This is a genomic window from Promicromonospora iranensis, assembly GCF_028994805.1.
Lineage (GTDB): Bacteria > Actinomycetota > Actinomycetes > Actinomycetales > Cellulomonadaceae > Promicromonospora > Promicromonospora iranensis.
This window is the reverse complement of record NZ_JAJQQP010000002.1, coordinates 400,998-426,693: the sequence shown is the minus strand read 5'-3', so window position 1 is coordinate 426,693 and position 25,696 is coordinate 400,998. Positions and strand designations below refer to the sequence as shown.

The following is a 25,696-nucleotide window of genomic DNA, read 5'->3' as shown; positions in this document are numbered from 1 at the left end:
CGTGGACGCCGAGCATGCGGCATCGGGTGCGCCGGCGAGCGAGCCCCCGGCAACGTCAGCGCGCGCAGGCACGCCGGCGCACCCGAGCACCTCACCGATGCGCTACGGCGTCGGCATGTTCGGCACCTCGCTGCCGATCAACCTCGTCAAGGGCTCGATGCTCTACGTGTACGTCGAGCTGCTCGGCCTGGACGCCGTCGTCTACGCGACCGTCTACGCGGTGTACGGGGTGCTCGACGCGCTGGACAACCCCGTCTTCGGGCACCTGTCGGACCGCACGCGCTCACGCTGGGGGCGGCGTCGGCCGTACCTGGTGACCGGCGCGCTGGTGCTGGCCTGCACGACCATCGCCCTGTTCTCCGTGCCGGGGCCGGTGGCCGACTCCGCGGTGGGGCTCGCCGTGTGGTTCGCGGTGTTCGCGATCACCACCGAGATGGCCGACTCACTGATCAACGCCAGCTACGGCGCGCTGCTGCCCGAGCTGTTCACGCACGAGCGGCGCCGCGCGACGGCGAACGCCGTGCGGCAGGGCGCCCAGCTCATCGCGCTGGTGATCGCCCTGGCGCTGACGCCGGTGCTGGCGCGGAACGTGCTGGGCACCGAGGGGTCGACCGTCGGGTACGGGCGCCTCGCGGTGATCTTCGCGGTGGTGGCGGCGACGGTGATCCTGTGGACGGCGTTCGGGGTCCGCGAGGACCCGGCGCTCGACGCGGAACCCAAGCCGCTGTTCTTCCGGTCGATCGGACAGATCCTGTCGACGTCGCACTTCTGGACCGTCGGCGTCGTCAACGCCTGCTACGGGTCCGCGATGGCGCTGGTCCTGGGCGGCCTCCAGCTCTACGTGCACCACACGCTGGGCGGCTCGGCCCTGGACGCGAGCATCCTGCAGCTGGTCGTGATCGTGGTGGCGATCGGGATGCTGAGCGTGTGGGCCGCCGTCGTGCGACGCAAGGGCGCCGCATGGACGTGGCGGCTCGCGCTGCCGGTGGCGGCCGTCGGGTTCGTGCCGATGTACTTCGCGACGGACCTGACCACCGGGATCCTCGCGGGGCTGGCCGTCGCCGTCGGCTACTCCGGCGTGCTCGCGACGAACGACCTGGTGATCGCCCGCGTGCTCGACGCCGACGCCGCCCGCTACGGCACCCACCGCAGCGGGCTCTTCCTGGCGGCGTTCGGTGTGCTGGGCCGGCTCAACGGCCTGGTGACGGCCGCGGCGCTGGCGTCGCTCGCGCTCTGGTTCGGCTACCGCTCGGGTGCCGACCCCGGCCCCGACCCGGGACAGGCGTTCCGCGTCTACCTGTCCCTGTACCCGTTCGCGCTGCTCGTGGTCGGCACGACCGTCTCGCGGTTCATCCGGCTTCCGGCGGCGCCGCAGGAGACGGGCTCGCCGGACGGTCCGGATGCCGGTCCGGGTACAGATCCGGATCCCGGGCCGACCGCTGGGTCCGGCGCCGAACCCGTCACGCGCTGATCGCGAGCAGCGTCCGGTCGGCCGCCTCCAGCCGGTACGGCCCGCCCTCGGGCGGCGCGGCGAACGTCACGCGGTCCCCGCGCACGTGCCGCCTGCGGTCCGTACCGCCCGACGGGACGCCCTCGACCAGGACGGTGCCGTCCGCGTCGACGGCGACCAGGTCGACGCCCACGCGCACCAGAGCCGGCTCGCCCGGCCCGGGGAAGCGGCTGATGGCGGTCCTCCCGTGGCGGACGGCATCCAGGATCGCCTCGGGTGAGCGGTCCTCGGCGGCGACCCACGTGGTGGGCGTGCCCGGCGGAAAGCCCTGGTCAGGCGTGTGGAAGTCGCTGCCGCCCAGGAGCACGGGACGGCCTGCCGAGGCGCTCTCCGCGCCACCCGCACCTGACCCGTCGAAGCCGCGCAGGTAGGCCCACGGTCCGGTGGCCGTCAGGTCGAGGAACCACGAGATGTGCCACAGCTCGAGGAACCCGGTCCGCACCGGGTACACCCACCCGCAGTCGTCCTGGATCGGGTGGTTCACGGACAGGATCCCGCCGCGCTCCTCGACGTCGGACAGCCACTGCGCCGCCGGGCGCCGGAAGTCCACCCAGCCGATGTCGCCGAACGCGTTGGCGTGGCCCGCGTGCGTCGTCACCTCTTGCCCGGGCAGGAGACACGTGTCGTACGCGGCACCCACACCCGGCAGGTGCGCGTGGTGCGAGACGGTGTTGTGGTCGGTCACGGCGAGGAAGTCCAGGCCCCGGCCCGCGGCGGCGGCCGTGAGCTGGGCGATGCTCAGCGTCCCGTCCGAGTGCGTGGTGTGGGCGTGCAGGTCGCCCGCGTACCAGGTCAGACCCTCCGGCGCGGGCAGGCCCCGGCCCAGCCGGGTGCGGCCCGGTCCGCTCCCGCTGCCCGACGGCGGAGGCTGCGCGGGCGGCTCGTCCTCGACCCCGCCGGCGTCCACCCCCGTGGTGATCGTGACGGTGACGTCGACGGCGTCGGCAGGCATCCCGTGCAGGCCGAGAACCACGGCCCACCGGCCCGGGACCAGCTCACCGGGCTCGTACCCGGGGGTCGCGGCGTCCGGCGTGATCACGAAGCGCGACCGGGCACCGCCCGACCATCCTCGCCAGCGTTTCGGGTCGCGGCAGCCCAGATCGATCACCGCGGCGTCCTTGGCGTACGCGAGGGTGACCTCCAGCGCGCGGGGAGCGCGTCCGGCGGGTATCTCGAACGGCACCTCGTGGTACCGGTTCTCGATCTGGTCGTCGATCGACAGCCGCAGGCGCCGTTCCTCGCGGGTCACTCGTCGCCTCCCGCGTTCCCGGTGCTACCCGGGGTCCCGGTGCTGCCCAAGACCTCGGTGCCGCCCAAGACCTCGGCGAGGAACTCGATCGCCGCCGGGTAGGCGTCCTTGCGGTTCGCGCGCTGGGCGAGCCCGTGGCCCTCGTCGACGTACACCCGCAGCTCGTGCCGGACGCCGCGGTCCGCGAGCGCCGCGGCGATCTGTTCGGCCTCGGACAGCGGGACCCGGGGGTCGTTGGCGCCGTGGATGACGAACAGCGGTGCGCGGAGCTGGTCGAGGTAGGTGATCGGGGAGGCGGTGAGGAGGAAGTCGCGGTCGTGCTCGAGGCTGCCGTACTCGCGTTCGCGGGCGGCGCGGCGGTACTCGGAGGTGTTCTCGAGGAAGGTGACGAGCGAGGACATGCCGACGATGTCGACGCCGGCGGCCCACAGGTCGGGTTGCATCGTGGTGCCGGCCAGGACCATGTAGCCGCCGTAGGAGCCACCCCACAGGGCGCTGCGTTCGGGGTCGAGGCCGAGCTCGGGGAGCCAGGCGTGCAGGGCGGCGAGGTCGGCGACGGAGTCGAGGCGCTGGTGGACGTCGTCGAGGCTGACCCAGCGTTTGCCGTAGCCGGCGGAGCCGCGGACGTTGGGGACGAGCACGGTGAAGCCCGTGGCGGCGAGCGCCTGGATGACGGGGGAGAAGAGGCGGGTGGCTTCGCCCTCGGGGCCGCCGTGGATGAGGAGGACGGAGGCGCCGGTGAGGGCGGGTCCGGTGCTCGTGGATGTGGTGGCGGGCACGGGGCGGTAGACGAAGCAGGGCACCTGTTCGCCGTCCGGGGTGGGGACGCGGTGCACGGTGGGCAGGGCGACGGGCAGGCCGGCGGGGACCTGGTCGCGTCCGTCGACCACTGTGGTGGCGGTGCCGGTGGCGGCGTCGACGAGGTGGATGGATCCGGGGTCGCCGGGGGTGGTGAGGTGCACGGCGAAGCGGGAGGAGTCCGGTGCCCAGACGACGGTGGGCACTCCGGCGTCGGGCAGGGTGACGTCGCAGCGGTGGGTGCCGTCGGGCTCGTGCACGGCCAGGGTGGTGACGCCGTCCTGGTGGTGGCCGACGATCATCGCCGTGCCGTCGGGGGAGAGGGCCACCTCGAGGTCGTGGTCGTCTGCTTCGACGAGGGTCTGCCAGACGGTGTTCTCGGGGCTGTTCGCTTCGCCCGGGCGCACGCGGACGACGGCGGCGAACTCGCGGTCGTGGTCCGACGCCATGACGAGCGCGTCGTCGTCGGCGGTCCAGGCGACCTGTGCGTGATGGGCGTGCTCGTCCGGGGCCGTGAGCGCGGCGGCACTGTCTCCGCCGTCGCCCGCGACGAGGATCTGCGTGGACCGCGGCTGGCTGCTGAGCACCGTGATCGCCACCGAGCGGCGGTCGTGGGAGGCGGCGGCGGCCGAGAGGTACCCGCCGCCGTCGTACAGGGTGGTCTCGGTGCCGGTCGCCAGGTCGTGGACGACCAGGTCGAAGTCGACACCGTCGCGCCGGTTGGTGAGGAAGACCACGGAGTCGGCCGAGACGTCGGCGAGGTCGTGCTTGTGCTCAGGGTCGTGCACCAGGGGTGCGAGTGTCTCCAGCGTCGCGGGCAGGCGTGCGGGCAGCGAGCTGGCCGCGGGTCTGACGTCGGGCAGGGCCGGCCCGGTGGGCAGGGAGGCGACCGTTGCGTCCGAGGGTGCCAGGTCGAGCAGGCTGAGCTGGGTCTTCTCGTCGCCGCCGTTGTCGTGCTGGACCACCACGCGGCGCGTGCCCGGGACGTAGCGGCCGGAGCAGCGCGACGGCAGCGCGGTGAGCTGCGTCCGGGTGCCGTCCGGCGCGATCTCGACGAGCTGCATGCTGCCTGGCTCGTCGTTCCCGGCGAGGATGCGGCCCTCCGGGTCGACGTCGAGGACGGCCCAGGCGGTCAGGTCGAGCAGGGCGTTGACGATCTCTGGCACGGAGGTCGAGGGTGCAGAAGTCACGCAGGCAACCTAGCGGGAGTGCGGAGTGGCTGTCCCGGGTGTGGTGCGTTCGCCGGTGGTCGGGTGCTGCTCCACGTAGTGCGGGTTGTACATGACCCCGAGGACGTTCCCGAACGGGTCCACCACGGACGCCGTGACGAACCCCGCCTCACGGGGCGTGACGGGCTGGTACTCGGTGGCGCCCAGCTCGTGGAGCCGGGCCATCGTGCCCTCCAGGTCGTCGACGTGCCAGTACATGACCGCGCCGCCCGGCTCTGCGGGCAAGCCGGGCGGCGCGTAGGCGCGGCTCACGATGCCGAGCTCGGCCTGCTTGTCACCGATCCGGAACTCTGCGTAGGCGAGCACACCGTCCGGTCCGGACCGCTCGAAGTACGGCGCGACGCCGAGCAGCTGCGTGTACCAGGCGGCGGCCGCCGTGACGTCGTCGGCCCAGTAGCTGATGGTGGCAAATCCGCGAAGGTTCATCAGGCCATCACAGCACCTGCCACTGACATCGTGCCGCCCGGCGGCAACCGGCCGGCACGAGGTCAGGCGCTCAACGGTTCGGCACCTCTGCCTGCTCTGCGGCTGCCGAGGCGCCCGCACGCGCACCGGCCACCGCCGACTCCAACGCCTCCCGCAACCCGGCGGCCGTGCCCTCGGCCTGCGACTGGGCGGCGATGGCCGCCACGCGGGCCTGCTCGGCCTCCGCGGCCTGCCCGCGCGCCGACTCCAGCGCCTCCCGGGAGGCCGAGAGCTCGCCCTCGAGCCGGGCGACCGACGCTTCCGCGGCGGAGCGGGCAGCCTCTGCTGCCCCACGGTCACGGTGAGCCTGAGCGGCGTCGGACCGGGCAGCCTCGAGCGCCGCGCGAACATCGGCCAGCGACTCCCGCAGCCCGACGGCGGCGCCCTGCGCCTGCGCGCGGGCGGCCTCGGCGTCGGCCCGTGCGCGCTCGGCAGCCGCCGTCGCGGACCGTTCCCGGACGAGCTCGTCCCGCGCGGCGTCGAGCGCCTGACGCACGGTGGCCAGGTCGCCCTCCAGCCGGGCCGACGCTGCCACGGCGTCCGCCCGCTCCTTCTCCGCGGTGGCACGTTCCTCCTCCGCGGACCGGGCGTACTCGCGAGCCGACTCGAGGACCGCACGGAACTGGGCGAGCTCTGCGTCGGCCTCGTCCACGCGGGCGGCCAGAGCGTCCGCCTCGCCGACGACGGCGGTCAGGGCCTCGTCCTGCGCGGCGGCCGCTGCCTCGTGCTCGGCGCGCGCCACCTCGACCGCAGCGCCCCACAGGGCGTCGAGGCCACGGTCCACGAGCGCCGTGACCGCCGGGGGCAGGTCGGGGAGCGCCTGACGAGCCTCGTCCTGCGCGGCCTTCGTGTCCCGCCACTCGCGCAGGTACTTCGTCGCCGCGGCGTTGGAGCAGCCGGCACGCTCGCGCACGTTCGTCACCGTGACCGCCACCCCCTCGGCCGTCAGCGCCTCGGCAGCCTGGAAGACCCGTTCCTTGTCCCGCACGTCGTTCCCCGATCGATTCGTCCGTCATTCCAGCTCGTAGTAGTACGAGTAGTTCCACAATACTACTCCTACTAGTCGTTCGCACAGTACGCACCCGCTTTCCTGAAGCGGGTGCGCAAAACACCCCTCATGCAGATCTATCCGCTAGATCTAGCAATTCTCGTGGTGTCTCGCTGGCGCTACTCAGCGCACTGGTGAGCAGATAGTGAGCGCTGACGACGCCCGTCATCCACGTCGCCCGACCGGCCCGACGCGTGACCCTGGCGACCTGACCAGCCAGGCTGACCCGCCTTGCGACGTTCCTCGACCCCCGGCTACGGCCGCTCCGCCTCCTTGACGAAGACGATGCCGTCGGTGCGTGGGAGGTGCGCCGGGTCGAACGGGGCATACCCGAACCAGGGGGACACGCGCGCCTTCGCCCTGGCGTCCCCGAGAACGGACGCCAGGCGGCCGGCGTCGACGAGGTAATGGTCTCCGGTCAGGGCGTACAGCATCCCTTCGACGGTGTCCGACGGCGGCGTGTCCACTCCCTGGTGCCGGATGGTGCCGAGGGCGGTGGGCAGGAACGCGTATCCCGCACCGAGCTCGGCGTCGACCAGCGCCCCGGCGCTCCACCACTCCAACCTCGGGTGGTCCCACATGCTCATGGTGCTCAGATCGCGCTGCAGGTGGCTGTTGTGCGCGCTCACCAGCACGGGGCCGCGCTCGGCGGCGGCGAGCAGGTTGGCCGCCATCATCGCGTCCCGCACCCCCAGCAGCCAGGTCATGCGGCTCGTGCCCGGGTCTGCCATCCAGAAGTGGTACCGGAGCAGGCCCGTCGCCGTGCGCCCGTACAACCGTGCCCGCTCCCGGTCCGTGGCTGACGACTCCGCGAGCAGCTGAGGCGCCCGTGCGCCGAGCAGGGCCACGAGGTCGTCCGCGAGCAGTCGCAGCTCCCTGGCCTCGGCGGTCCGGCCGACGGACCGGGCCGGGTCCATCATCGCGGCAGGCTCCGTCCATCGATCGTCGGGACCGATCAGGCGGTCGAGGGCGTCCCGGGTACAGGGGGCCAGCTCGGCGTCCACATGTGCCGCCAGGTGGTCGTGCAGCCCGAGGAGAGCCTGCCGAGGACTCGCGGCTCCCGTGATCTCCAGCGGACCGTCGATACCGGCGAACCGGAGCCGGTCGGACGCCGGACGGTCCTCGTTGTAGCCGCGCATCCAGCGCACCAGGTCCCGGTTGCCCGGGAACGCACCCCACCCGTGACTGAAGCCGCGTCTCATGACCTCGTCGAGGTCACCCTCGCCGGTGGTGACGTAGTCGTCCACGAGCAGGCCTGCCAGACAGTCGCTCTCGAGGGCGATCGTCCGGTAGCCCTCCTGCTCGACCAGCTGCCGGAACAGCTCGTTGCGCACGGCGAGCAGGCTCTGCTCGCCGTGCGCGGGCTCGCCCAGCGCGAGAACCCGTGGGCGGGCGGGCAGCAGCCGCATGACCGCGGTGGAATCGACGGGACCGGTGGTCTCCTGGATGTCTGTCGTCATTCCTTGAAAGGTATCGTCGAAGTCTCGGTTGAGACTTTGCGTCGTGGGGGAAGGGAAGATGCGGTCAGACCTTCGAACCGGTGTGCGGCTCCGGCCGGTCGATCTGGCCCGTGAGCACGGCCTGTCCACCCAGGCGGTCCGGAACTACGAGGACACGGGCATCCTCCCCGCCGCCGAACGGACACCGAACGGCTACCGCGTCTACGGCACGTCGCACGCGCGCGCCCTGCGCGCGTTCCTCGCCCTGGTCCCCGGCCACGGCCACCCGACGGCGACGGCGATCATGCGGGCCGTCAACGAACCCGCGGCCGGCGACGAGGATCCGTACGGGGAGGCCTTCCGCCTCATCGACGAGAGTCACGCCCAGCTCCTGGAGGACCGCCGGACGCTCCACGCGGTGGAGGCAGCGCTCCGCGACCTCGGGCCTGCGGCTCGGTCCTCGCCGAACGAGCGTGAACCCGCGTCCGGGTCGGGCGCCACCGCCCGACCCGCCGCGACGTTCATCGGGCCGCTCGCAGCGAAGCTCGGCATCCGGCCCGCGACACTGCGGACCTGGGAGCGGGCCGGGATCGTGCGTCCGCGCCGCGACGCACAGACGGGGTACCGCGTCTACGACGAGGCGGCTGTACGGGACGCGAAGCTCGCCCACCAGCTCCGGCGAGGCGGCTACCTGCTGGAGCAGATCGCCCCGCTGATCGCTCAGGTGCGTGCCGCCGGGGGAGTGGGACCGCTGGAGGCCACGCTGCGCGACTGGCAACGCCGGTTGTCCGCCCGCGGGCGGGCGATGCTGGCCGGCGCCGCCACGCTGGAGGCCTACCTCCGGGACCGCGACCAGCCCTGAGGAGACCCAGCGGCCGCTTGGGGTTGCACCGCTGCGTGAACGGGCTCACGCTCCAAGGAAGGGCGAGTCGGGGGGTCATGATCTCGGTGTCAGCCGGGGCGCTCGTCATCCAGACGGGAGAGTCATGAAGAGGTACATCTACGCCATCGCCAGCACGGTGCTCCTGGCCGCCGTCGGCCTGGTCGCGGCGCCATCAGCCACAGCCACAGCGACTCCGACGGTGGTGAACTGCGTCGGCGACTCGGTCGGCACGTACGACCCCGGAGTCACGAACGTCGCCCAGACCCTGGAGGTCGAGGGGCACGATGAAGCGTCCTGTGTGAGCCTGACCCACCCGACGCTCACGTCGTTCACCGCGGACTACAGCGGGGAGGTCACGAAGTCGTGCGCCACGCTGTTCGGCGGGGGGAGCGGAACTCAGACCATCTTCTGGAACGGAAGCTCGACCATGACGAGCGCCTGGTCGTGGTCCTCGACCTCGACGACGGTCAACGGCACCTACGTGCTGACCGTCACCGGGCCGATCACCAGCGGGGTTCTTGCCGGATCGACGCTCACGCAGGTGGTCACGTTCGTGACGCTCGACCTGGGGGCGTGCAGCCGGCCGGGTGGGCTCACGGGATACGACGCGCCGTCCACCTGGATCTTCAGCGGCCTCTAGAGCGCGCCTCGACGACGAGCCGTGCCACCTGCTTGATGAGGTGGGTGCGCTCCGGCAGGCTCGTGGCCCGGTCCGCCGCGGTCCTGTAGTGCTCGATCGCCAGGGCGACGTCGCCGGCGCGCTCGTACAGGTGGGCCGCCACGGCGTCCCAGCGTGCGAGTCCGGGGTCGATCCCGGCCAGGACGGCCAGACCTGCACGCGGGCCGTCGACCTGGCCGACGGCGACAGCCCGGTTGAGCGCGACGACCGGACTGTCCGTGAGCCGGACCAGCTCGTCGTACCACTCGAGGATCTGCGGCCAGTCGGTCTCCTCGGCGCTGGGCGCGTCGTCGTGGAGCGCGGCGATCGCGGCCTGCGCCTGGTACTGCCCGAGCAGGTCTCGACCCAGCGCCCCCTGCAGGACGGCGACGCCCTCGCCGATCATCGACGTGTCCCACAGCGACCGGTCCTGCTGGTCCAGGGGCACCAGCTCGTTCGACGCGGTGTACCGCGCCTCCCGCCGGGCGTGGTGCAGCAGCATCAGGGCGAGCAGGCCGGCGATCTCCGGGTCCGTCGCACTCGCCGCGGTGAGCTGGCGCGTCAGCCGGATCGCCTCGTCGGCGAGGGAGATCTCGCCCGTGAACCCCTCGTTGAAGATCAGGTACAGCACGTGCAGCACCGCTCGGACGTCACCCGGGGTGTCGAACCGTTCACCGGTGATCGTGCGCTTGGCGCGGGAGATGCGTTGCGCCATGGTGGCCTCGGGCACCAGGAAGGCGCGCGCGATCTGCGCCGTGGTGAGCCCACCGACGGCGCGCAGCGTCAGCGCGATGGCGGACGCCGGGCTGAGCGACGGATGGCAGCACCGGCTCAGCAGGAGCAGCGTGTCGTCCGACTGCTCGGTGGGCCCGGGCGGGGGCTCGTCGTGGACACGCTCCTCCCGCCGGCGTCGGGCCGCCTCGGCGCGCTGCGCGTCGATCAGCTTGCGGCCGGCGACCTTCAGGAGCCACGCCTTCGGCTCGTCCGGAGGACTGTCGGGCCAGTGGTGCGCTGCCTCGATCAGCGCCTCCTGCACGGCGTCCTCGGCCGTCGCGAAGTCTGCTCCGCGGCGGACGAGGACGCCCAGGACCTGCGGCGCCAGCGTACGCATCAGCTCGTTCACCTGGTCCTCGTGCATGCTGCCGTCCTGACCTGTCCTGTCGCGTCGGTCGTGCCTACTCGGTCGTGCCCTGCAGCTCGGCGAAGAACGGCCGCACCTCGAGCCACTCGTAGATCGGGCGCCCGCCCTGGCCCGGCGCCGCGGAGAGCTCGGCGGCCGCCTCGTACGCCCGCTCCTGGGACTCGACGTCGATGATCATGAAGCCCGCGATCAGGTCCTTGGTCTCCGCGAACGGCCCGTCCGTCACCGGCGGCCGCCCCTCGCCGTCATAGCGGACGAACGTGCCCTCCGGCGAGAGCGCGCCCTCGCTGACGAACTCGCCACGCTCCGCCAGCTTCTCGGCGAACCGGCCCATGTAGTCGATGTGCGCCGTGATCTCCTCGGGCGTCCACTGGTCCATCATCGCCTCGGTGCCCGGAACGGGCTTGGGGCCGTTGTGCCGGTAGTGCTTGAGCAGCAGGTACTTCGCCATGGTTCTCTCCCTGGTCGAGGGCCCCTCGCAGGACCCGCACGGTCGGGGACGCGGTGGGCGCCCTCGACCCTGGGACGGAGCCGTCCGCGTGTTCTCGACATCAGCATCCCGGATCGGCGAGAACACGTCACGAGAACACGTCACGAGAACACGGTGCGTCGCGTCTCGGACAGGCCCGGTCAGCCGACGGCCCAGGCCCGGGCGGTCCCGATCGAGGTGACGTTCGGCGTCGCAGCGCCCGCGTGCGCGCCGGGCACGACGGCGGTCGCCTGGAACGCCGCGCTCATCGTGTCGCCCAGTGCGTCGAGGTCGTCCTCGAACAGGCCGGCGTACGTCGAGAGGGTGAGTACCGGCGACTCGTGCCCGAGCATGCGCTGCACCGCCTTGACCGTGGCCCCGCCGGAGATGGCCAGCGACGCGGCGGTGTGGCGCAGGTCGTGCAGCGTGAGCGTGTCGAAGTCCTCCGCACCGGGCCCGAGCGTCGTGCTCGACAGGGCGGTCAGCAGCCGGGTGCGGCTCACCTTCTCGCCACGGGTCGTCGCGGCCGTGCGCCCGTCCCGGCGTGCCCGGTCGGCAGCGCCCACGAGGGTCCATGTCGCCGGGTCGCAGACGCCGGTGGGCTCGAGCCCGCCGTCGGACTGGGCACGGCGGACCACGGCCGCCACACCGTCGTCGTACAGACCGGAGACCGGCAGGTCCAGGGCTTCACGCAGCGTGCGCACGGCACGCCCGGCCGCCAGGACCGCGGGCCGGAACGCCGACCGGTCGAAGCTCTCCCGGCGCAGAGGGCCGCCGCGCGTCCCGGTGAACAGCAGGTCGGTGGGCGCCCGGCCGGCGGCCTGCGCGGCGACGGCCTCGACGAGGGTCGCGGGCAGGGGGACCTCGCGCCGGGCGTGGGTCTTGGTGTCGCCGAGCAGGAGGGTGCCGTCGTCGAGGCGGGTGTACGCCTTGGTGACGTGCACGCGGCGGCGCAGCGGGTCGACGTCGGCCACCGTGAGGGCGCTGACCTCACCCCAGCGCAGCCCGGTCAGGGCGGTCAGCAGGACGAGGGTGCGGGTCTGGGGCGTGCGGGCGGCGTCCGCGACCCGGCGCAGCTGCTCGTGGGAGAGGTACCGGTGCGGCTTGGTCTTCGGTGCGCGCGGCAGGGCGGGCACCTTGCCCGACGGCGTCCGTGCGGGGTTGGTGCGCAGGCGACGGGCGTCGACGGCGGCGTCGAGCAGGGCCACCAGCAGGCGTGCCGCGTCCCTGCGCCGGGCCGGGGAGGCGGTCTCCCCGGTGGTGGGGGAGGTCATGGTGGCGGCCCAGCGCGCGACGTCCTCGTGGGTGACCTGCCGCAACGGCCGGTCACCGAACGCGGGGGCGACCAGGGAGCGGAAGCGCTCGCGCTCCGCCTCGAGGGTGCGCGGCGCGCGGTCGACGCGGGACTCCTGCCAGATCGTGAACCACTCGGCGACCGTGACCCGGCCGGCGGCCGGGTCCACCCACTCCGCGTGCTTGCCGGCCTCCTCCTGGCGCCGCGCCTCCGCGAGCGCCTCCCGCTTGACGGTGAAGCGGCGGGTGCTGCGCAGGCGACCGTCGACCCGGAAACGTCCGACGTAGCCGGTGCGGCCCGCGGAGTCGGTGCGTTGCTCGGTGTACGCCACGAGGTGAGGGTATCCGCCCTGATCACGTGGCCGGGGGAGCGTGGCGGTGGTGTCGCGCTCAGAGGGGACGGGCCTGCCCGGCGAGGGCGTTCCAGCCGATGCGGCCGCCGAGTGCGAGCAGCACGACGCCGGTCACCCGGTCGGTGACGCGGGCGATCGCCCGGCCGGACAGCCAACGTCTGGCCAGGTTCGCGGCGTTGATCAGGAGGGCCAGCCAGGCGAGCCCGAGGACGTCGTGCTCGATCGCGAGCAGCAGGCCCATGAGGAGATGGGGCACGTCGTCGGGCAGGAACTGGGGGATGGTCGCCAGGTAGAAGACGCCGACCTTCGGGTTCAGGAGGTTCGTCGTGGCGCCGAGGGCGAAGGAGCGCCAGGCGGACCGTGGTGCGTCCGGGGTCCCTCGGGTGTCGTGGGGCAGTGCGGCGGCGGGCAGCGCGTCGTAGCGGCCCGGGCGGAAGCTCGACCACAGCATGCGCCCGCCGAGCCACAGGAGGTAGGCGGCACCGGCCAGCGTGAGCGCACGGTAGGCGGTCGCCGAGGCGGCCAGCACCGCTGTCGCGCCGACGGCGGCGGCCACGCCCCAGGCGAGGACGCCCGCGTTGATGCCGAGGGCGGTCGCGTAGGCGTGCCGGTTGCCGTGGACGACGGCGGTGCGCAGCACGAGCGCGCTGTCCAGGCCGGGCATGATCGTCAGGGGGATCGCGACGAGGGCGAACAGGAGCATGGCCTCGGGCACCGTCATGCGCGGGAGGCTACCGCTGCCGACCGGAACGGTGACGGCGGGGGTGGTCTGCGGGCAGCGGCCACCCGGTAGTTTGAGACCATGCGCGTTCTCGTCTCGGGTGGAGCCGGCTACATCGGCTCGCACACCGTCCTCGCCCTGGTAGCCGCTGGTCACGACGTCCTGGTGGTCGACGACTTCTCCAACTCGAAGCCCACCATCATTGCCCGGATGGAGGCGCTGTCAGGCAAGTCGATTCCGATACACGGCTTCAACTTGACGGACGTCGACAAGACCGAGCGGCTCTTCGCTACCGAGCAGATCGACGCCGTCATCCACTTCGCAGGATTTAAGGCGGTGGGCGAGTCGGTGGCCAAACCGCTGGAGTACTACCGGAACAACCTCGACTCCACGTTCTCGCTTGCGAATGCAATGGCGAACCATGGTGTTGCCAAGCTTGTGTTCTCATCGTCGGCGACGGTGTACGGGGAAAAGGCTCCGGTGCCGTATCAGGAGACGTACGAATACCTGTCGGCGGCTTCCCCATACGGACAGACCAAGGTGATGGTCGAACGTGTGCTCTCGGATGTTGCGAAGGCCCACGCCGGCTGGAAAGTAGCTCTGCTGCGCTACTTCAATCCCGTTGGCGCTCATCCCAGCGGTGAGATCGGCGAAGACCCGCAGGGTATCCCGAACAACCTGATGCCGTTCATCGCGCAGATCGCTGTCGGACGTCGCGACAAACTGGTGGTGTTCGGCGACGACTATCCAACCGCGGACGGAACCTGCGAGCGCGACTACATCCACGTCATGGACCTCGCAGCGGGGCACGTTGCCGCCTTGGAGCACTTGGGGTCGATGGACGAACCAGTACGAGCTTTCAACCTCGGGACCGGCGTCGGTACCTCTGTGCTCGAGTTGTTGCACGCCTTCGAAAGGGCGTCTGATCGCAAGCTGCCTTATGTGGTCGGGGATAGGCGTCCCGGTGATCTCGCAGCCTATTGGGCGGACCCTTCCCGCGCGAACCAAGAACTCAACTGGCGTGCGACCCGCACGATCGACGAGATCTGTGCGGACACCTGGCGCTGGCAGTCCAAGAATCCTCAGGGCTTCCCGGACAGCTGAGGTCGATCGCGGCCCTTGGACCTGGTTGGCTTGAGGTGCCGACCTCTTGCACCTCACCACATCATTCGATCGGGAGTTTCGTGCGAGCTGTGATCCGCAGTGCGATCGACCGTGTCCGCTTCCTGATGAAAGCCGAGTGGGTCTACGTCACGGGACTTGCTGGATTCGCTCTCGGGCTGGTGCCTTCGCTGCTCAAGATTCCGAGTTGGCTCAACGGTGGCCTCCTGGTCCTCGCGACAGTCACGGCGCTGGCGCTGATCGTTCGCGATAGTGCTCTGCTCAGGATGCGGTGGTCGCAGTGGGTGATGGCTCCTCGATCGCTTCCGCTCAGCTTCGAAGGCTCTCCTGCTGTGCCAGGGCTTCCCTCTGTGCTGCTCTCTGCGGAAGGTCGGATGGCATTCGATCCTGAGCTGGACCTGAAACTTGCGCACGCTCTCGTGCCGGTCCAGATGGCCCCGTCCATGTACACATTGCCGACAGGACTGGCCGACGTCGCGCCGTATGTCATGTCGAACAGCGCGCGTGGGCATTGGCCGTTCAACGGCCCGAACGTTCGACTGTGCACCGATATCGACCAAGACTTCCTGGAACAGGATCGCCCTGCTGTCGTACAGCGGAGTAACTTCTTCTCCCTCTTGTGCTCCAACGAGTTGACCCGATGGGACATCGAAGCGCCTGAAGGGCCGTTTCGATTCCGCGAGAACTACCTGTTCGACGACTCAGGCGACTTTCGCCGCTTCGATTCCAGCAAGCTGGACAACAGCATCGGGGTATCCACCCTTGCGATAACTACGGACGATCATCTGGTGGTGACTCTCCAGACAACACGGTCGCAGGCCAGCTCCGGTCGGTTGGCCCCCTCAGGCTCGGGAGCGCTCGAGCCGAGGGACTATTCGGACTCGTCCTTTCTGCACGAACTTATCTGCCGTGGCGCGGAGCGGGAGCTGCGTGAAGAGACGACCATCTCCCGGACCGCGATCGGGCGGTCGGCCGTAGTCGGGTACGGGCGGTGGCTGGATCGAGGCGCGAAGCCTGAGTTCTTCTGCGTCACAGCCTTGACCGTTTCGTCCCAAGAGCTCCGGCGCAAGGGCCTGATCCATGGCGTGCTGACTGATGAGCGGCTCTGGACTCAGACGATCAGAGTGACACCGCTGAACCTGTCCGCGATCCAGAACCTGCCTGCGGACACGGAACTGTCCGCCGAACAAGCACCTTGCTGGCACGCCGCTGGCTTGCTGGATCTCTCGCGGCAGATCGGTGAGCCGTCCGTCCCGCTGGACTCGGCGCTGGACGCGCTCGTTCGCGTGCTGCGGGCCGACCCGAGCTTCCTGGTCGAACTGCGCGACGAGGGCGCTGCACGCGCCAAGCCGGCAGGTGCATAGCTGACCAACGCTCGGGCGCGCGGCGGCCGCACGCATGCCCGGCATGTCACCGGCTCCACATCACGCGACCCCCAGACCACCGGGTTACCGATGGGCGGGGTCTCCAGCCGGTCGAACTCGAACTGGGTCATCCGCCAACACGGAGCTGGGCTGGCGGGCGACGAAGACGATCGACGACATGTGCGCCGACACCTGGCGCTGGCAGTCCAAGAACCCCCAGGGGTTCCCGGACGCCTGACCCCGGGGGTGCCCGCGCGGGCACGACGGCGATGAGCCGCCGTCGTGCCGTATGAATATCTCTCCGCCGTAGAAGGCGATCGACAGCTCTATCTGCGGAACCTCAAGATCCTCAAGACTCTCAAGATCCCGAAGTGGGACCTTGAGCATTCCTTGAGGATCTTCTGCTGGGCGCTGAGGTCTGGACCACACGCTGGAAGTGGTCATTCAGACACTCACGAGAGGCAGCGCCATGGCGGAGAGACGACGCTCCGAGCAGCTTTCCGGCGAATACGGTGCCGCGCTGGAATCGGCCGTGATCGCGGATGCCTCGGTGAGTATTTCTACCCGCCATCGCGTCGTGGTGCTGATTCCGGCACACAATGAGTCGGAAGCAATTGCCGAGACGGTCACGGCGCTGAGCCGCCAGTCTCGACTGCCCGACGAGGTCATCGTCGTCTCTGACAACTCGAGCGACGACACGGTCGACCTCGCCGAACGCGCCGGCGCCTACGTCACGGAAACCGTCGGGAACAAGTACAAGAAGGCGGGAGCGCTCAACCAGGTCCTGTCGGTGGTACTTCCTCGGCTTCAGGAAGACGACTTCGTGCTGATCCAGGACGCAGACAGCGTGCTGGACCCCGAGTTCATCGAGAGTGCGCTCTCCCACCTCGCCGCCGACAGCCGGCTCGGGGCCGTCGGCGGCGTGTTTCGCGGACAGGACGGCGGAGGGTTCGTCGGTCACCTGCAGCGCAACGAGTACGCGCGATACGCGCGGGACGTACGGCGCCTCAAGGGAAGATGCCTGGTCGTGACCGGCACCGCGGCAGTGTTTCGTGCCTCGACACTGCAGCATGTGCGGTCAGCGAGGTTGTCGCGGGAGATCCCGGTCGGCGACGGGCACGGCGGCGTGTATGACACCACGGTGCTGACGGAGGACAACGAGATCTCGTTCGCCCTGATGCACCTCGGCTACAAGATCTTGTCGCCCAAGGGTTGCACGCTGACGACCGAGGTGATGCCGACCTGGCGGGAGCTCTGGGCCCAACGCCTGCGGTGGAAGCGCGGTGCGATCGAGAACTGCGTCCAGTACGGCCTCACCCGTGTCACCGCGCCCTACTGGGCCCGTCAGCTGGTGACCATGCTCGGAATTCTGGTGACCACGGCGTACCTGGCGACGATCGTCTGGTCGCTCGTGGCATTGGGGTCGCTGAGCATCCAACCGTTCTGGCTGGCGCTGACCGGAGTTTTCGTGATGGAGCGCGTCATCACTCTGCGGGACCGAGGAAAGGTCAGGCAGATGATTGCAGCCACCCTCTACGAGCTGCCGTTCGACATATTTCTTCAGGTATGCCATGGAAAGGCATACCTGGACTCTGCAATGAACCGAGAAAGGAGATGGTGAGATGTATAACGGAGCAGCACTCAGCACACTGGGAGGCGGCGGCGCCGCAGCCCTGGCAGCCACGGGCCCCGAGAACATGCTGTGGCTCGCGCTGGCGTCGTTCGCGCTGATCGCGGCCGGAGCAGCCATACGACGGGTCGTACCGCGCAGGGAAGCATGACTCACGGACACCGTCGCGACCGCCGCCCTGGGGCGGCGGCGCGGCGGTGTCGTTGTTACGTTCGACAGATGGAGGAGCCCTGGGGCCGAGGCATCGTGGTGGTCGTCGAGGACGACGAGGACGTCCGCGCACTCATCGAGGTCACGCTGCAGCAGGCCGGGTTCACCGTTCATACCGCGACGACCGGTGCGCAGGGTGTGGCGCTGGTCAGGATCCACGAGCCCGTCGTGACGACCGTCGACGTCTCCCTGCCCGACATCGACGGGTTCGAGGTCGTGCGGCGGCTACGGACCTTCTCCGACACCGTCGTCGTCATGCTCACCGGCCGGGCCGACGAGCCCGACACGCTCATGGGTCTTGAGGCAGGCGCCGACGAGTACGTCACCAAGCCGTTCCGGCCGCGTGAGCTCCGAGCACGCGTCGAGGCCCTCCTGCGTCATGCCGGCCGCTACGCGGCTCCGTTTCCAGCTCCGGCTCCGGCTCCGGCTCCAGCTCCGGAACAGCCTGCCGAGTCCGCGCCCGGCGCGACGGCAGGGTGCCTCGAGGTCGACATCGCACGCCGCACGGTCCGCCTGGGCGGCGAGCTCGTCCAGCTCACCCGCACAGAGTTCGACCTCCTCGCCGTCCTCCACGGCGCACACGGCCGGACCGTGGCCAAGGGTGACCTCGCGGCCATGCTGTGGCCCGACCAACATCGTTACGGAGGTCGGGTCACGGAGGCGGACCACCGCACGGTCGAGGTGCACGTGGCCAACGTCCGGCGCAAACTCGGCGACAGCCCCAGGAGCCCGCGCTTCATCCACACGGTCCGAGGGCTGGGGTACCGGTTCGCGGCCGCATGAGTGGCGGCACGAGTCCAGGACCTGATCAGACCACCGGGTTGCCGATGGGCGGGGTCTCCAGCCGGTCGAACTCGAGCTGGGGTACCCCACCGTCGGGGTCGTCCTGCCCGAGGTCCCTGCGGCGAGCAGGGCGGGGGTTGGGACGCAGGATCGGCCGCGGGGTCGCCCCGGGTGCCGGGCGCGGAGCGGGACGGGGACCAGGGTCCAGGCCTGCCCGCGGCTCCTCGTGCTCCGAGCCCCCGGCCGGTGCATGGTCGTGCGCCGTCGTCGGGCGCGGGGTGCGGTCGACGGGTTGCCCGTGCGCCTCCTCGAAGGCCCGCACGATCGACCACGGCAGCCGGATGTAGCCCTCGACGTCGAACCCGTTGGCGATGGCCCAGGCCCGCATCTGGGCCGGCGTCGCCACGCGGCGGCCGTCGGTGGGCTTCTTGGCGCCGGTGTCGTCGTCCAGCTTGGGGAACTCGACGGGCGTCGCCTCGACGATCGGCTCGATCACGGCGTCCCGGGGGCAGCCGAGCGTGTCCGCGACCCGCCACAGCTCCTGCCGAACCTCCAGGTGGTACCGGTCGGCGGCGATCGCCTGGCGCACCAGGGCGTCGAAGAACTTGCGGCGGATGTCGGTGGCGGCCTCGGGTGTCAGCCGGTAGAGCGGTTCGGCGTCCGCGAGCCCGCCGGACGACTCCGGGGTGAGCCGGCCGTCATGGAGCGTCTCGGCGATGAGCGCCAGGTAGCCGTGCGTGTGGACGTCGGCAACGTCGGCGATGGCGTCGGCGAGCGGTTGTCCGGCCAGTGTCGTGAGGACGCCCGGTCCCCGTCGGCCCGGCCAGGGGCGGGGCGGCTCGGCCACTCGGCTCGGCCCGTCGGGCCAGGGGTAGACCCAGGCCCGCAGCGTGACCTGCAGCAGCTCCGGAAGGTCGGGCGCTCCGTTCCCGCTCTGCAGGAACCGGCTCAGCAGTCCGGCGGTCGCGCGGGCCTCGTTGACCGGGTGGGTGTTCGGCGGGACGCCGCCGCCCTCGAACGGGACCCCTGCGGCGGTGCAGCAGTCCGACAGGCGGCGGTGCACCAGGCCTGGCAGGTAGTGATAGCTCGCGTCGATGGTCGTCAGCTGGGCGAACGCGGGCAGCTGCCACCCCAGGTGAGCCAGCTCCGCCCGCAGCACCTCGATGCCGAGCCTGCCGTTGTGGGTCACGATCGCCATCTGCGACAGGCGCTCGCGCAGGGTCGAGGCGACGTCGGCGAGCGCGATCCACGCGCCGTCCGGGTGCAGTACCGCCGACCACTCGTCGACCACGGCGCCTCGCTCGTCGATCCGTACGACGGCGATCTCACGCAAGCGCGCGCCAGCCACTCGGATCCCGGTGATCCGTGTCGAGACCGCTGCGTACGCGGGCTTTCCTACGCGTTCGTCCCTCGCCATGCGCGTCCTTTCTCGACAGCCGTGCCGCCGGTGGCGCTACGCCGCGCCCCAGGGTGTCACCAGCGCGAGAGTCCTGAAAGTGGAGATCGTACGAATATGTCGGATTTTGTGAAAATCACTACCAAAGATAGCGGACCGCCCCCTGATTATTAACACTTGTGGAGGGTGTTTGGCCACTGTCTGGGGTAGGTCAAAAAGGGGAGGTCATGGTGCTGTCGAAGCTCTCGGTGATGGACTGGCGCGCGATCGCTGCGCTGGGATTCGCTCTTCCGTACGTCGCTCTGGTGCTTCTCGGGGATCGGTTCGGATGGCTCGAGCTGCCTGCCTCTGACGCTCTGACCAGCCCGATCACCATTGTGACACTGGGTTGCCTCCTCGCGGGAGCCGCCCTGGCGCTGGCCCCGGTCCTGCAGGACGGAAACTACCCGGTCCTCAACATCCTTGTCGGCGGAGCCATGCTCGTCGCCTTCGGCTGGGCCGTCCTCGTACTGGCTCAGGCGAAGTATGGCTGTGACCCGCTGAACCTGCTTCCCGGGTGCGGGTGATCTTTTGAAAACGAGATGTCAGCGCCTCCCGGTGCTGTGCTCGCCGCTGTTTTCCCGTGCCGGTTCCCGGGTGTTCGGGACACAATGCGAACGTGTTCCAGCGCCCCGCCAACCACCGCCTCTCCAGCCGCGAGCTCGTCACCCTCGGTACCGCGAGCCAGGTGCCCACCAGGACCCGCAACCACAACGGGTACGCGCTGTTCTGGGACGACGAGGTCTTCCTGTTCGACCCCGGTGAGGGCACCCAGCGCCAGATGCTGCACGCCGGCATCTCCGCGACCGCGCTGACCCGGATCGCGATCACGCACCTGCACGGCGACCACAGTCTCGGGCTGGCCGGCGTCGTGCAGCGCATCAGCCTCGACGGCGTGCCGCAGACGGTGCCGATCACGTTCCCGGCGTCCGGCAGGCGGTGGATCGAGGCGCTCTGCGACTCGACGGCCTACCACCACCGCGAGCGCCTCGCGCTGCAAGGGCTGTCGCACGACGGCGTCGTACCCCGCGTGCCCGGCGAGCTGCACGGTCCCACCGTGCTCCGCGCGGCCCGGCTGGACCACTCCCTGGAGGCGTACGGGTACCGGCTCGACGAGCCGGACGGCCGCCGCATGGACCCCGACCGCCTCGCCGCCGCCGGCATCACCGGGCCCGACGTCGGCCGGCTGGCCCAGGACGGCACGCTGCGCACCCCGCGCGGCACGGTGCGGGTCGAGGACGTCAGCGACCCGCGCCCCGGCCAGTCGTTCGCGTTCGTGATGGACACCCGGATGTGCGACGCGGTGTGGGACCTCGCCGACGGCGTCGACCTGCTCGTCATCGAGTCGACGTTCCTGGACCGCGACCGCGGTCTCGCACGCGAGCACGGGCACCTGACCGCCCTCGAGGCCGCGACGGTGGCCGCCCGCAGCGGTGTGCGCAGCCTCGTCCTCACCCACTTCTCGCAGCGGTACACCGACCCTGCCGAGTTCGAGCAGGAGGCGCGCACGGTGTTCGACGGCGAGCTCACCGTCGCGGCCGACCTCGACCGCATCGCGGTGCCCCGGCGGCGGTGAAGTCCGTCGACGGGCTGACTCGACCCCCAACCTTTCGACCGACCCCCACGCCCCCGTCCAGCCCGTCCAGGGGCAGTTCTCCCCGTTGACCACGTCCGGAACCCGGAACCACCATGCGACCCATGAGCAACCCGGCGAACCCCCGGACCTGGGACGGTGCCCTGAACCTCCGTGACCTCGGCGGCCTCCCGCTCGACGACGGCGAGAGCACCACCCCCGGACGGATCTGGCGCTCCGGCGCACCCGAGACGATCACCCCCACCGGCTGGGCGGACGCGCTCGCGGCAGGGCTGACGACGGTCGTGGACCTGCGCAACCCGGCGGAGATCGTCCAGGCGCTCGACCTTCTGCCCGGCGCCGTCCGACCGGCCGGGATCGTCACGTGCAGCACGCCGACCGAGGACCCGGGCGACCCCCACTTCCTGGAGGCCTGTGGGCCGTGGCTGGACCACCCGCGCTCGTACGCGCCCAGCACGGCGATGTACCCGCACCTGGTCGGGGCGGCCTTCCGGGCGGTCGCCGACGCCCCGGGGGCGGTGCTGGTGCACTGCTCCGCGGGGCGCGACCGCACCGGGATGATCACCGCGATCCTGCTGGCCCTGGTCGGCGTGGAGCACGAGGCCATCGCCGAGGACTACGAGCAGGCGTTCCGGGGCGCCGTGCCCCGGGCGGGCATCGCCTACGACGTCGAGCAGGGGGCCTGGGTGCAGCACCCGGGCGAGAGCTGGACCGCCCGGCAGATGGACCAGCGCGTCGGCGAGCGCCGCGCGGCCCTCCTGGAGTGGCTCGCCGACCTGGACCCGGCCGCCTACCTTCGGTACGCCGGGCTGGACGAGGCGCGGGTCAGGAAGCTGCGGGACCGGCTGCGGCCGCACGGTGCCCGGTCCCGGCCTGCTGGGCGGGCCGGTGCGCCGGGAGCTCCAGCGTCATGAAGACGCTGTGCGGGTCGTGCGTGTAGTCCCCGAAAGGGCCGCACTCGGCGAACCCGTGGCGGGCGTACAGGCGGCGGGCAGCGGCGAAGTAGTCCTGTGACCCGGTCTCGAGGCTCACGCGCGTGTACCGGCGCCGTCGTGCCTCGGTGAGCACCGTCTCCAGCAGCGCCGAGGCCACGCCCTTGCCACGGGCCTGCAGGGCGGTGCGCATCGACTTGATCTCGCCGTGGCCCTGCTCGTGGCCCTGCTCGGTGCCCGGTTCCAGCTCGTTCAGCGCACCGCACCCGAGCAGGGTGCCGTCGTCGCCGCGTGCGGTCCAGAAGGTGATCGCCGGGGCGAGGAGGGCCGAGTGGTCCAGGGCGTGCACGCTCTCGGCAGGGGAGGTGGCGAACATGTCGGTGAGGTGCTCGTCCAGGAGCCGGCGGACGTCGTCGCGGGCGGGGCTGTCGATGGCGATGTTCACGGCACCATCTTCGGGCGGACGGCGGGCCGGATGGTCCGCATGGCGGGCCCGTGTGGCGCACGTCACCCTGTGGCGGTAGGAATCTCCTCGTGCGGACTACCGCGCCCGGGAGAACCGGATCACCGAGGAGAACAACGATGTCGTTGCCCAGCCCGAGCTACACGATCACCCTGCGCGTGGAGGTGGCCGCGTCGCAGCGTGCCACGAGCACGGTGGTAGCGGCGGTAGCGGACGCCGGGGGAGCGGTGATGGGCGTCGACATCGCGCACTCGACGTCGCACGGCCTGGTCGTGGACGTCACGTGCGACACGATCGACGCGGAGCACGGTGAGCGGGTGGTCGCGGCGGTGAACGCCATCGAGGGCGCCGAGGTGCTCAAGTCGAGCGACTCGACGTTCCTGATGCACCTGGGCGGCAAGATCGAGGTCACGAACAAGGTGCCGCTCAAGACGCGTCGCGACCTGTCGCGCGCGTACACGCCGGGGGTGGCGCGGGTGTGCCTGGCCATCGCACAGAACCCCGAGGACGCACGTCGGCTGACGATCAAGCGGAACACCGTCGCGGTGGTCACGGACGGCACCGCGGTGCTCGGCCTGGGTGACATCGGCCCGGCCGCCGCACTGCCGGTGATGGAGGGCAAGGCGGCGCTGTTCAAGGAGTTCGGCGGGGTAGACGCGTGGCCCGTGTGCCTCGACACGACCGACACCGACGAGATCGTGCGGATCGTCAAGGCGCTGGCGCCCGTCTACGGGGGCGTGAACCTGGAGGACATCGCGGCGCCGCGCTGCTTCGAGATCGAGGCGCGGCTGCGTGCAGAGCTCGACATCCCCGTGTTCCACGACGACCAGCACGGCACGGCGATCGTGGTGCTGGCCGCCATGATCAACGCGCTCAGGGTGGTCGACAAGAAGCTCGAGGACGTGCGGATCGTGGTGTCGGGCGTGGGCGCTGCGGGCAACGCCATCATCCGGCTCCTCAAGGCGCAGGGGGCGCGGCACATCGTGGCGTTCGGACGCGACGGCGCTCTGCACCCGGGCGTGGTGACCGACGACCCGCACCGGCGCTGGATCGTGGACAACACGAACGTGGACGGGTTCTCCGGCACGCTGCAGGAAGGTCTGAAGGGCGCCGACGTGTTCATCGGCGTCTCGGCCGCCGGCATCCTGACGGGCGCGGACGTCGCGCAGATGGCCGACGGCGCGGTGGTGTTCGCCCTGGCGAACCCGACGCCGGAGGTGGACCCGCTCGAGGCCTCCGAGACGGCGGCGGTGGTGGCCACCGGGCGCAGCGACTACCCGAACCAGATCAACAACGTGCTCGCCTTCCCGGGCCTGTTCCGCGGCCTGCTGGACACGGGGGCCAAGGACATCACCACGGAGCTCCTGCGGGTGGCGGCGGTGGCGATCGCGGAGGTCGTCGCACCGGACGAGCTGAACAGCGCCTACATCATCCCGGGCGTGTTCGACCACCGGGTGGCCGAGGCCGTGGCGGAAGCGGTCCGCAGGCAGGCCTGAGTCGGCTCCCGGATCACCGGACACGCCGGGTCCGCCATGGCTGGGCGGGGTCTTGACCGGTACAGAAGCCTCTGCTTACTGTACCGGTCAAGAACCCTTTCTGGAGGTGGCCACGATGCACGAGTACGCCGGTGGGAACCTGGCACTGCGGCGCGCCGTCGCCGAGATGAACAGCGCCCGGCCGCACGCCCCCGTCAGGAGCGACTCCTCGGCCCGCCGCCGACGGACGGCCCGCCGCCGACGGCGAGACCTGGCGGCGCTGCGCCGGGCGCTCGCGACGGCGCTGCGGGCCACGGCGGCCCGGCTGGATCCGCCGTGCGTCACCCCGCAGTCGGTGGCACGTGTCGGTGGGGGAGCCGGGTGAGCGATACTGGCCTCGTTATGGCCAAGGTGACGTTGCAGTCCGTCGCGGACGAGGTCGGTGTGAGCCGGATGACGGTCTCGAACGCCTTCTCGCGCCCCGACCAGCTGTCCAAGGAGCTGCGGGAGCGGATTCTCGCGACCGCCGAGACGCTCGGGTACAGCGGCCCCGATCCGGCGGCCCGGGCGCTGGCGCGAGGCCGTACGGGGGCCGTGGGGCTCCTGCTGAACGGGCCGCTCAGCGAGGCGTTCGAGGACGACGTGTCGGCGGAGTTCGTGGCCGCCGTCGCCGACGAGCTGACCCGTCGAGGGCTTGCGCTGACCGTCCTGACCCCGCCGCAGGGCGACAGGTTCCTGCCTGCCCGTGACGTCGCGGTGGACGGCGCCCTGGTCTACACCTGCGACCCCACCTCGGCCGGTGTGGCGTGGCTCAGCAGGCGCAAGCTGCCCGTCGTCGCCGTCGACCAGGACCTGGGCCGGGAGGTGACCACGATCGGCGTGGACGACCTCAGCGGCGCTCGTGCGGGCGCGCGCCATCTGCTCGAGCTGGGCCATCGCCGGATCGGGGTGCTCGCGCTGACCGAGCAGTTCGCCCACGACCCGCCGAACCGGGACCGCCTGCTCGGGTGGCGAAGGGCCCTGGGGGAGCACGGGCTGGAACCGGTGGTCGCGCGGACGACGCTCCTGCCGCGGTCGGCTGCGTTCGCCGCGGCCACCGACCTGCTGGAGTCGTCCGACGTGACGGCCGTGCTGTGCTTCGACGACGTGTTCGCCCGTGCGGTGATCGCCGCGGCCACCGCGCTCGGGCGGTCGGTCCCGGGCGACCTGTCCGTCGTCGGCTACGACGACAGCCGTGCGGCCACGGTGGGTGTTCCCGCACTGACCACCGTGCGGCAGGACGTCACCGCCAAGGGGCACCTGGCGGCCGGTGCCATCGCGGACCTGCTCGACGGCCGCGCGGCACGCTCGCACGTGCTGCCGACCGAGCTGGTCGTCCGGGACAGCACCGGACCGGTGCCGGCGCCCTGACCGCCGGGCGTCCCAGTGGCAC

Annotated in this window: 25 protein-coding genes; 14 read left to right on the top strand and 11 right to left on the bottom strand. The window is 71.1% G+C overall.

Going from position 1 to position 25,696, the window contains the following annotated elements; genetic code table 11:
- Position 1 precedes the first annotated feature (1 nt).
- Positions 2–1,471: an MFS transporter gene (locus LUM46_RS04510; RefSeq protein WP_274992537.1), complete on the top strand. Its 1,470-nt coding sequence runs from the start codon at positions 2–4 to the stop codon at positions 1,469–1,471.
- Here LUM46_RS04510 and LUM46_RS04505 read toward each other — a convergent pair.
- The 5 genes from LUM46_RS04505 to LUM46_RS04485 all read right to left on the bottom strand — a co-directional run bounded on the left by LUM46_RS04505 (position 1,461) and on the right by LUM46_RS04485 (position 7,759).
- Positions 1,461–2,759 (bottom strand): CehA/McbA family metallohydrolase, encoded by a 1,299-nt coding sequence (locus LUM46_RS04505; protein ID WP_274992536.1) that lies wholly within the window; start codon positions 2,757–2,759, stop codon positions 1,461–1,463. The genes LUM46_RS04510 and LUM46_RS04505 overlap by 11 nt on opposite strands.
- Complete coding sequence (locus tag LUM46_RS04500; protein ID WP_274992535.1) at positions 2,756–4,747, bottom strand: S9 family peptidase; 1,992 nt, start codon at positions 4,745–4,747, stop codon at positions 2,756–2,758. The genes LUM46_RS04505 and LUM46_RS04500 overlap by 4 nt, the downstream gene beginning before the upstream one ends.
- 9 nt (positions 4,748–4,756) lie before the next feature.
- Entirely contained in the window at positions 4,757–5,212 is a 456-nt protein-coding gene (locus tag LUM46_RS04495) for a VOC family protein (RefSeq protein ID WP_274992533.1), read from the bottom strand.
- Between the two features lie 70 nt (positions 5,213–5,282).
- A complete protein-coding gene (locus LUM46_RS04490; RefSeq protein ID WP_274992532.1) occupies positions 5,283–6,239 on the bottom strand; it encodes a DNA-binding protein in 957 nt (318 codons plus the stop codon).
- Between the two features lie 314 nt (positions 6,240–6,553).
- Positions 6,554–7,759: an erythromycin esterase family protein gene (locus LUM46_RS04485; RefSeq protein ID WP_274992531.1), complete on the bottom strand. Its 1,206-nt coding sequence runs from the start codon at positions 7,757–7,759 to the stop codon at positions 6,554–6,556.
- A 58-nt stretch (positions 7,760–7,817) separates the two neighbouring features.
- Between LUM46_RS04485 and LUM46_RS04480 the strand changes: the two genes are divergently transcribed.
- Complete coding sequence (locus LUM46_RS04480) at positions 7,818–8,600, top strand: TioE family transcriptional regulator (RefSeq protein ID WP_274992530.1); 783 nt, start codon at positions 7,818–7,820, stop codon at positions 8,598–8,600.
- Positions 8,601–8,724: 124 nt separating this feature from the next.
- Positions 8,725–9,261 (top strand): hypothetical protein, encoded by a 537-nt coding sequence (locus tag LUM46_RS04475; protein WP_274992529.1) that lies wholly within the window; start codon positions 8,725–8,727, stop codon positions 9,259–9,261.
- Here LUM46_RS04475 and LUM46_RS04470 read toward each other — a convergent pair.
- The 4 genes from LUM46_RS04470 to LUM46_RS04455 all read right to left on the bottom strand — a co-directional run bounded on the left by LUM46_RS04470 (position 9,248) and on the right by LUM46_RS04455 (position 13,256).
- Positions 9,248–10,417 carry an RNA polymerase sigma factor gene (locus tag LUM46_RS04470; protein ID WP_274992528.1) on the bottom strand — a complete coding sequence of 390 codons (1,170 nt, stop codon included), beginning with the start codon at positions 10,415–10,417 and terminating at the stop codon, positions 9,248–9,250. The two genes, LUM46_RS04475 and LUM46_RS04470, sit on opposite strands and share 14 nt — an antisense overlap.
- A 37-nt stretch (positions 10,418–10,454) precedes the next feature.
- Positions 10,455–10,871, bottom strand: coding sequence for a YciI family protein (locus LUM46_RS04465; RefSeq protein WP_274992527.1), 417 nt, complete (start codon positions 10,869–10,871; stop codon positions 10,455–10,457).
- 179 nt (positions 10,872–11,050) lie between these two features.
- Entirely contained in the window at positions 11,051–12,514 is a 1,464-nt protein-coding gene (locus LUM46_RS04460; protein ID WP_274992526.1) for a tyrosine-type recombinase/integrase, read from the bottom strand.
- A gap of 58 nt (positions 12,515–12,572) precedes the next feature.
- Positions 12,573–13,256, bottom strand: a complete 684-nt coding sequence (locus LUM46_RS04455) for a LysE family translocator (protein WP_274992524.1) — start codon at positions 13,254–13,256, stop codon at positions 12,573–12,575.
- A gap of 81 nt (positions 13,257–13,337) precedes the next feature.
- Between LUM46_RS04455 and galE the strand changes: the two genes are divergently transcribed.
- From galE to LUM46_RS04430, 5 genes are all read left to right on the top strand, one after another.
- Complete coding sequence (galE, locus tag LUM46_RS04450) at positions 13,338–14,360, top strand: UDP-glucose 4-epimerase GalE (RefSeq protein ID WP_274992522.1); 1,023 nt, start codon at positions 13,338–13,340, stop codon at positions 14,358–14,360.
- A gap of 89 nt (positions 14,361–14,449) precedes the next feature.
- Positions 14,450–15,742, top strand: coding sequence for a hypothetical protein (locus LUM46_RS04445; protein ID WP_274992521.1), 1,293 nt, complete (start codon positions 14,450–14,452; stop codon positions 15,740–15,742).
- A 469-nt stretch (positions 15,743–16,211) separates the two neighbouring features.
- Complete coding sequence (locus tag LUM46_RS04440) at positions 16,212–17,363, top strand: glycosyltransferase family 2 protein (protein WP_274992520.1); 1,152 nt, start codon at positions 16,212–16,214, stop codon at positions 17,361–17,363.
- Position 17,364: 1 nt separating this feature from the next.
- On the top strand, positions 17,365–17,523 hold the full coding sequence (locus tag LUM46_RS04435; RefSeq protein WP_274992518.1) for an LPXTG cell wall anchor domain-containing protein: 159 nt from the start codon (positions 17,365–17,367) through the stop codon (positions 17,521–17,523).
- Positions 17,524–17,591: 68 nt separating this feature from the next.
- Entirely contained in the window at positions 17,592–18,365 is a 774-nt protein-coding gene (locus LUM46_RS04430; protein WP_274992517.1) for a response regulator transcription factor, read from the top strand.
- A 25-nt stretch (positions 18,366–18,390) separates the two neighbouring features.
- Here LUM46_RS04430 and LUM46_RS04425 read toward each other — a convergent pair whose 3' ends face one another.
- Entirely contained in the window at positions 18,391–19,782 is a 1,392-nt protein-coding gene (locus LUM46_RS04425; RefSeq protein WP_274992516.1) for a 3'-5' exonuclease, read from the bottom strand.
- Between the two features lie 206 nt (positions 19,783–19,988).
- Between LUM46_RS04425 and LUM46_RS04420 the strand changes: the two genes are divergently transcribed.
- The 3 genes from LUM46_RS04420 to LUM46_RS04410 all read left to right on the top strand — a co-directional run bounded on the left by LUM46_RS04420 (position 19,989) and on the right by LUM46_RS04410 (position 22,308).
- Positions 19,989–20,327, top strand: coding sequence for a hypothetical protein (locus LUM46_RS04420; protein WP_274992514.1), 339 nt, complete (start codon positions 19,989–19,991; stop codon positions 20,325–20,327).
- A 92-nt stretch (positions 20,328–20,419) separates the two neighbouring features.
- Positions 20,420–21,376 carry a ribonuclease Z gene (locus tag LUM46_RS04415; RefSeq protein WP_274992512.1) on the top strand — a complete coding sequence of 319 codons (957 nt, stop codon included), beginning with the start codon at positions 20,420–20,422 and terminating at the stop codon, positions 21,374–21,376.
- Between the two features lie 122 nt (positions 21,377–21,498).
- A complete protein-coding gene (locus LUM46_RS04410) occupies positions 21,499–22,308 on the top strand; it encodes a tyrosine-protein phosphatase (protein ID WP_274992510.1) in 810 nt (269 codons plus the stop codon).
- On the opposite strand, the gene LUM46_RS04405 is transcribed toward LUM46_RS04410, so the two are convergent.
- Positions 22,220–22,771, bottom strand: a complete 552-nt coding sequence (locus tag LUM46_RS04405) for a GNAT family N-acetyltransferase (RefSeq protein WP_274992508.1) — start codon at positions 22,769–22,771, stop codon at positions 22,220–22,222. The genes LUM46_RS04410 and LUM46_RS04405 overlap by 89 nt on opposite strands.
- 137 nt (positions 22,772–22,908) lie before the next feature.
- Between LUM46_RS04405 and LUM46_RS04400 the strand changes: the two genes are divergently transcribed.
- From LUM46_RS04400 to LUM46_RS04390, 3 genes are all read left to right on the top strand, one after another.
- Positions 22,909–24,285, top strand: coding sequence for an NAD-dependent malic enzyme (locus LUM46_RS04400; RefSeq protein WP_274992507.1), 1,377 nt, complete (start codon positions 22,909–22,911; stop codon positions 24,283–24,285).
- 115 nt (positions 24,286–24,400) lie between these two features.
- Positions 24,401–24,649, top strand: coding sequence for a hypothetical protein (locus LUM46_RS04395; protein WP_274992505.1), 249 nt, complete (start codon positions 24,401–24,403; stop codon positions 24,647–24,649).
- A 17-nt stretch (positions 24,650–24,666) separates the two neighbouring features.
- Positions 24,667–25,674, top strand: coding sequence for a LacI family DNA-binding transcriptional regulator (locus tag LUM46_RS04390; RefSeq protein ID WP_274992662.1), 1,008 nt, complete (start codon positions 24,667–24,669; stop codon positions 25,672–25,674).
- Positions 25,675–25,696 lie beyond the last annotated feature (22 nt).

Bases quoted from the DNA above. Each gene is read 5' to 3' on its own strand.
- LUM46_RS04495 (WP_274992533.1), bottom strand. From the start codon at position 5,212: ATGAACCTTCGCGGATTTGCCACCATCAGCTACTGGGCCGACGACGTC.
- LUM46_RS04485 (WP_274992531.1), bottom strand. From the start codon at position 7,759: ATGACGACAGACATCCAGGAGACCACCGGTCCCGTCGATTCCACCGCG.
- LUM46_RS04480 (WP_274992530.1), top strand. From the start codon at position 7,818: ATGCGGTCAGACCTTCGAACCGGTGTGCGGCTCCGGCCGGTCGATCTG.
- LUM46_RS04475 (WP_274992529.1), top strand. From the start codon at position 8,725: ATGAAGAGGTACATCTACGCCATCGCCAGCACGGTGCTCCTGGCCGCC.
- LUM46_RS04470 (WP_274992528.1), bottom strand. From the start codon at position 10,417: ATGCACGAGGACCAGGTGAACGAGCTGATGCGTACGCTGGCGCCGCAG.
- LUM46_RS04465 (WP_274992527.1), bottom strand. From the start codon at position 10,871: ATGGCGAAGTACCTGCTGCTCAAGCACTACCGGCACAACGGCCCCAAG.
- LUM46_RS04455 (WP_274992524.1), bottom strand. From the start codon at position 13,256: ATGACGGTGCCCGAGGCCATGCTCCTGTTCGCCCTCGTCGCGATCCCC.
- galE (WP_274992522.1), top strand. From the start codon at position 13,338: ATGCGCGTTCTCGTCTCGGGTGGAGCCGGCTACATCGGCTCGCACACC.
- LUM46_RS04440 (WP_274992520.1), top strand. From the start codon at position 16,212: ATGGCGGAGAGACGACGCTCCGAGCAGCTTTCCGGCGAATACGGTGCC.
- LUM46_RS04435 (WP_274992518.1), top strand. From the start codon at position 17,365: ATGTATAACGGAGCAGCACTCAGCACACTGGGAGGCGGCGGCGCCGCA.
- LUM46_RS04430 (WP_274992517.1), top strand. From the start codon at position 17,592: ATGGAGGAGCCCTGGGGCCGAGGCATCGTGGTGGTCGTCGAGGACGAC.
- LUM46_RS04425 (WP_274992516.1), bottom strand. From the start codon at position 19,782: ATGGCGAGGGACGAACGCGTAGGAAAGCCCGCGTACGCAGCGGTCTCG.
- LUM46_RS04420 (WP_274992514.1), top strand. From the start codon at position 19,989: ATGGTGCTGTCGAAGCTCTCGGTGATGGACTGGCGCGCGATCGCTGCG.
- LUM46_RS04410 (WP_274992510.1), top strand. From the start codon at position 21,499: ATGAGCAACCCGGCGAACCCCCGGACCTGGGACGGTGCCCTGAACCTC.
- LUM46_RS04400 (WP_274992507.1), top strand. From the start codon at position 22,909: ATGTCGTTGCCCAGCCCGAGCTACACGATCACCCTGCGCGTGGAGGTG.
- LUM46_RS04395 (WP_274992505.1), top strand. From the start codon at position 24,401: ATGCACGAGTACGCCGGTGGGAACCTGGCACTGCGGCGCGCCGTCGCC.
- LUM46_RS04390 (WP_274992662.1), top strand. From the start codon at position 24,667: ATGGCCAAGGTGACGTTGCAGTCCGTCGCGGACGAGGTCGGTGTGAGC.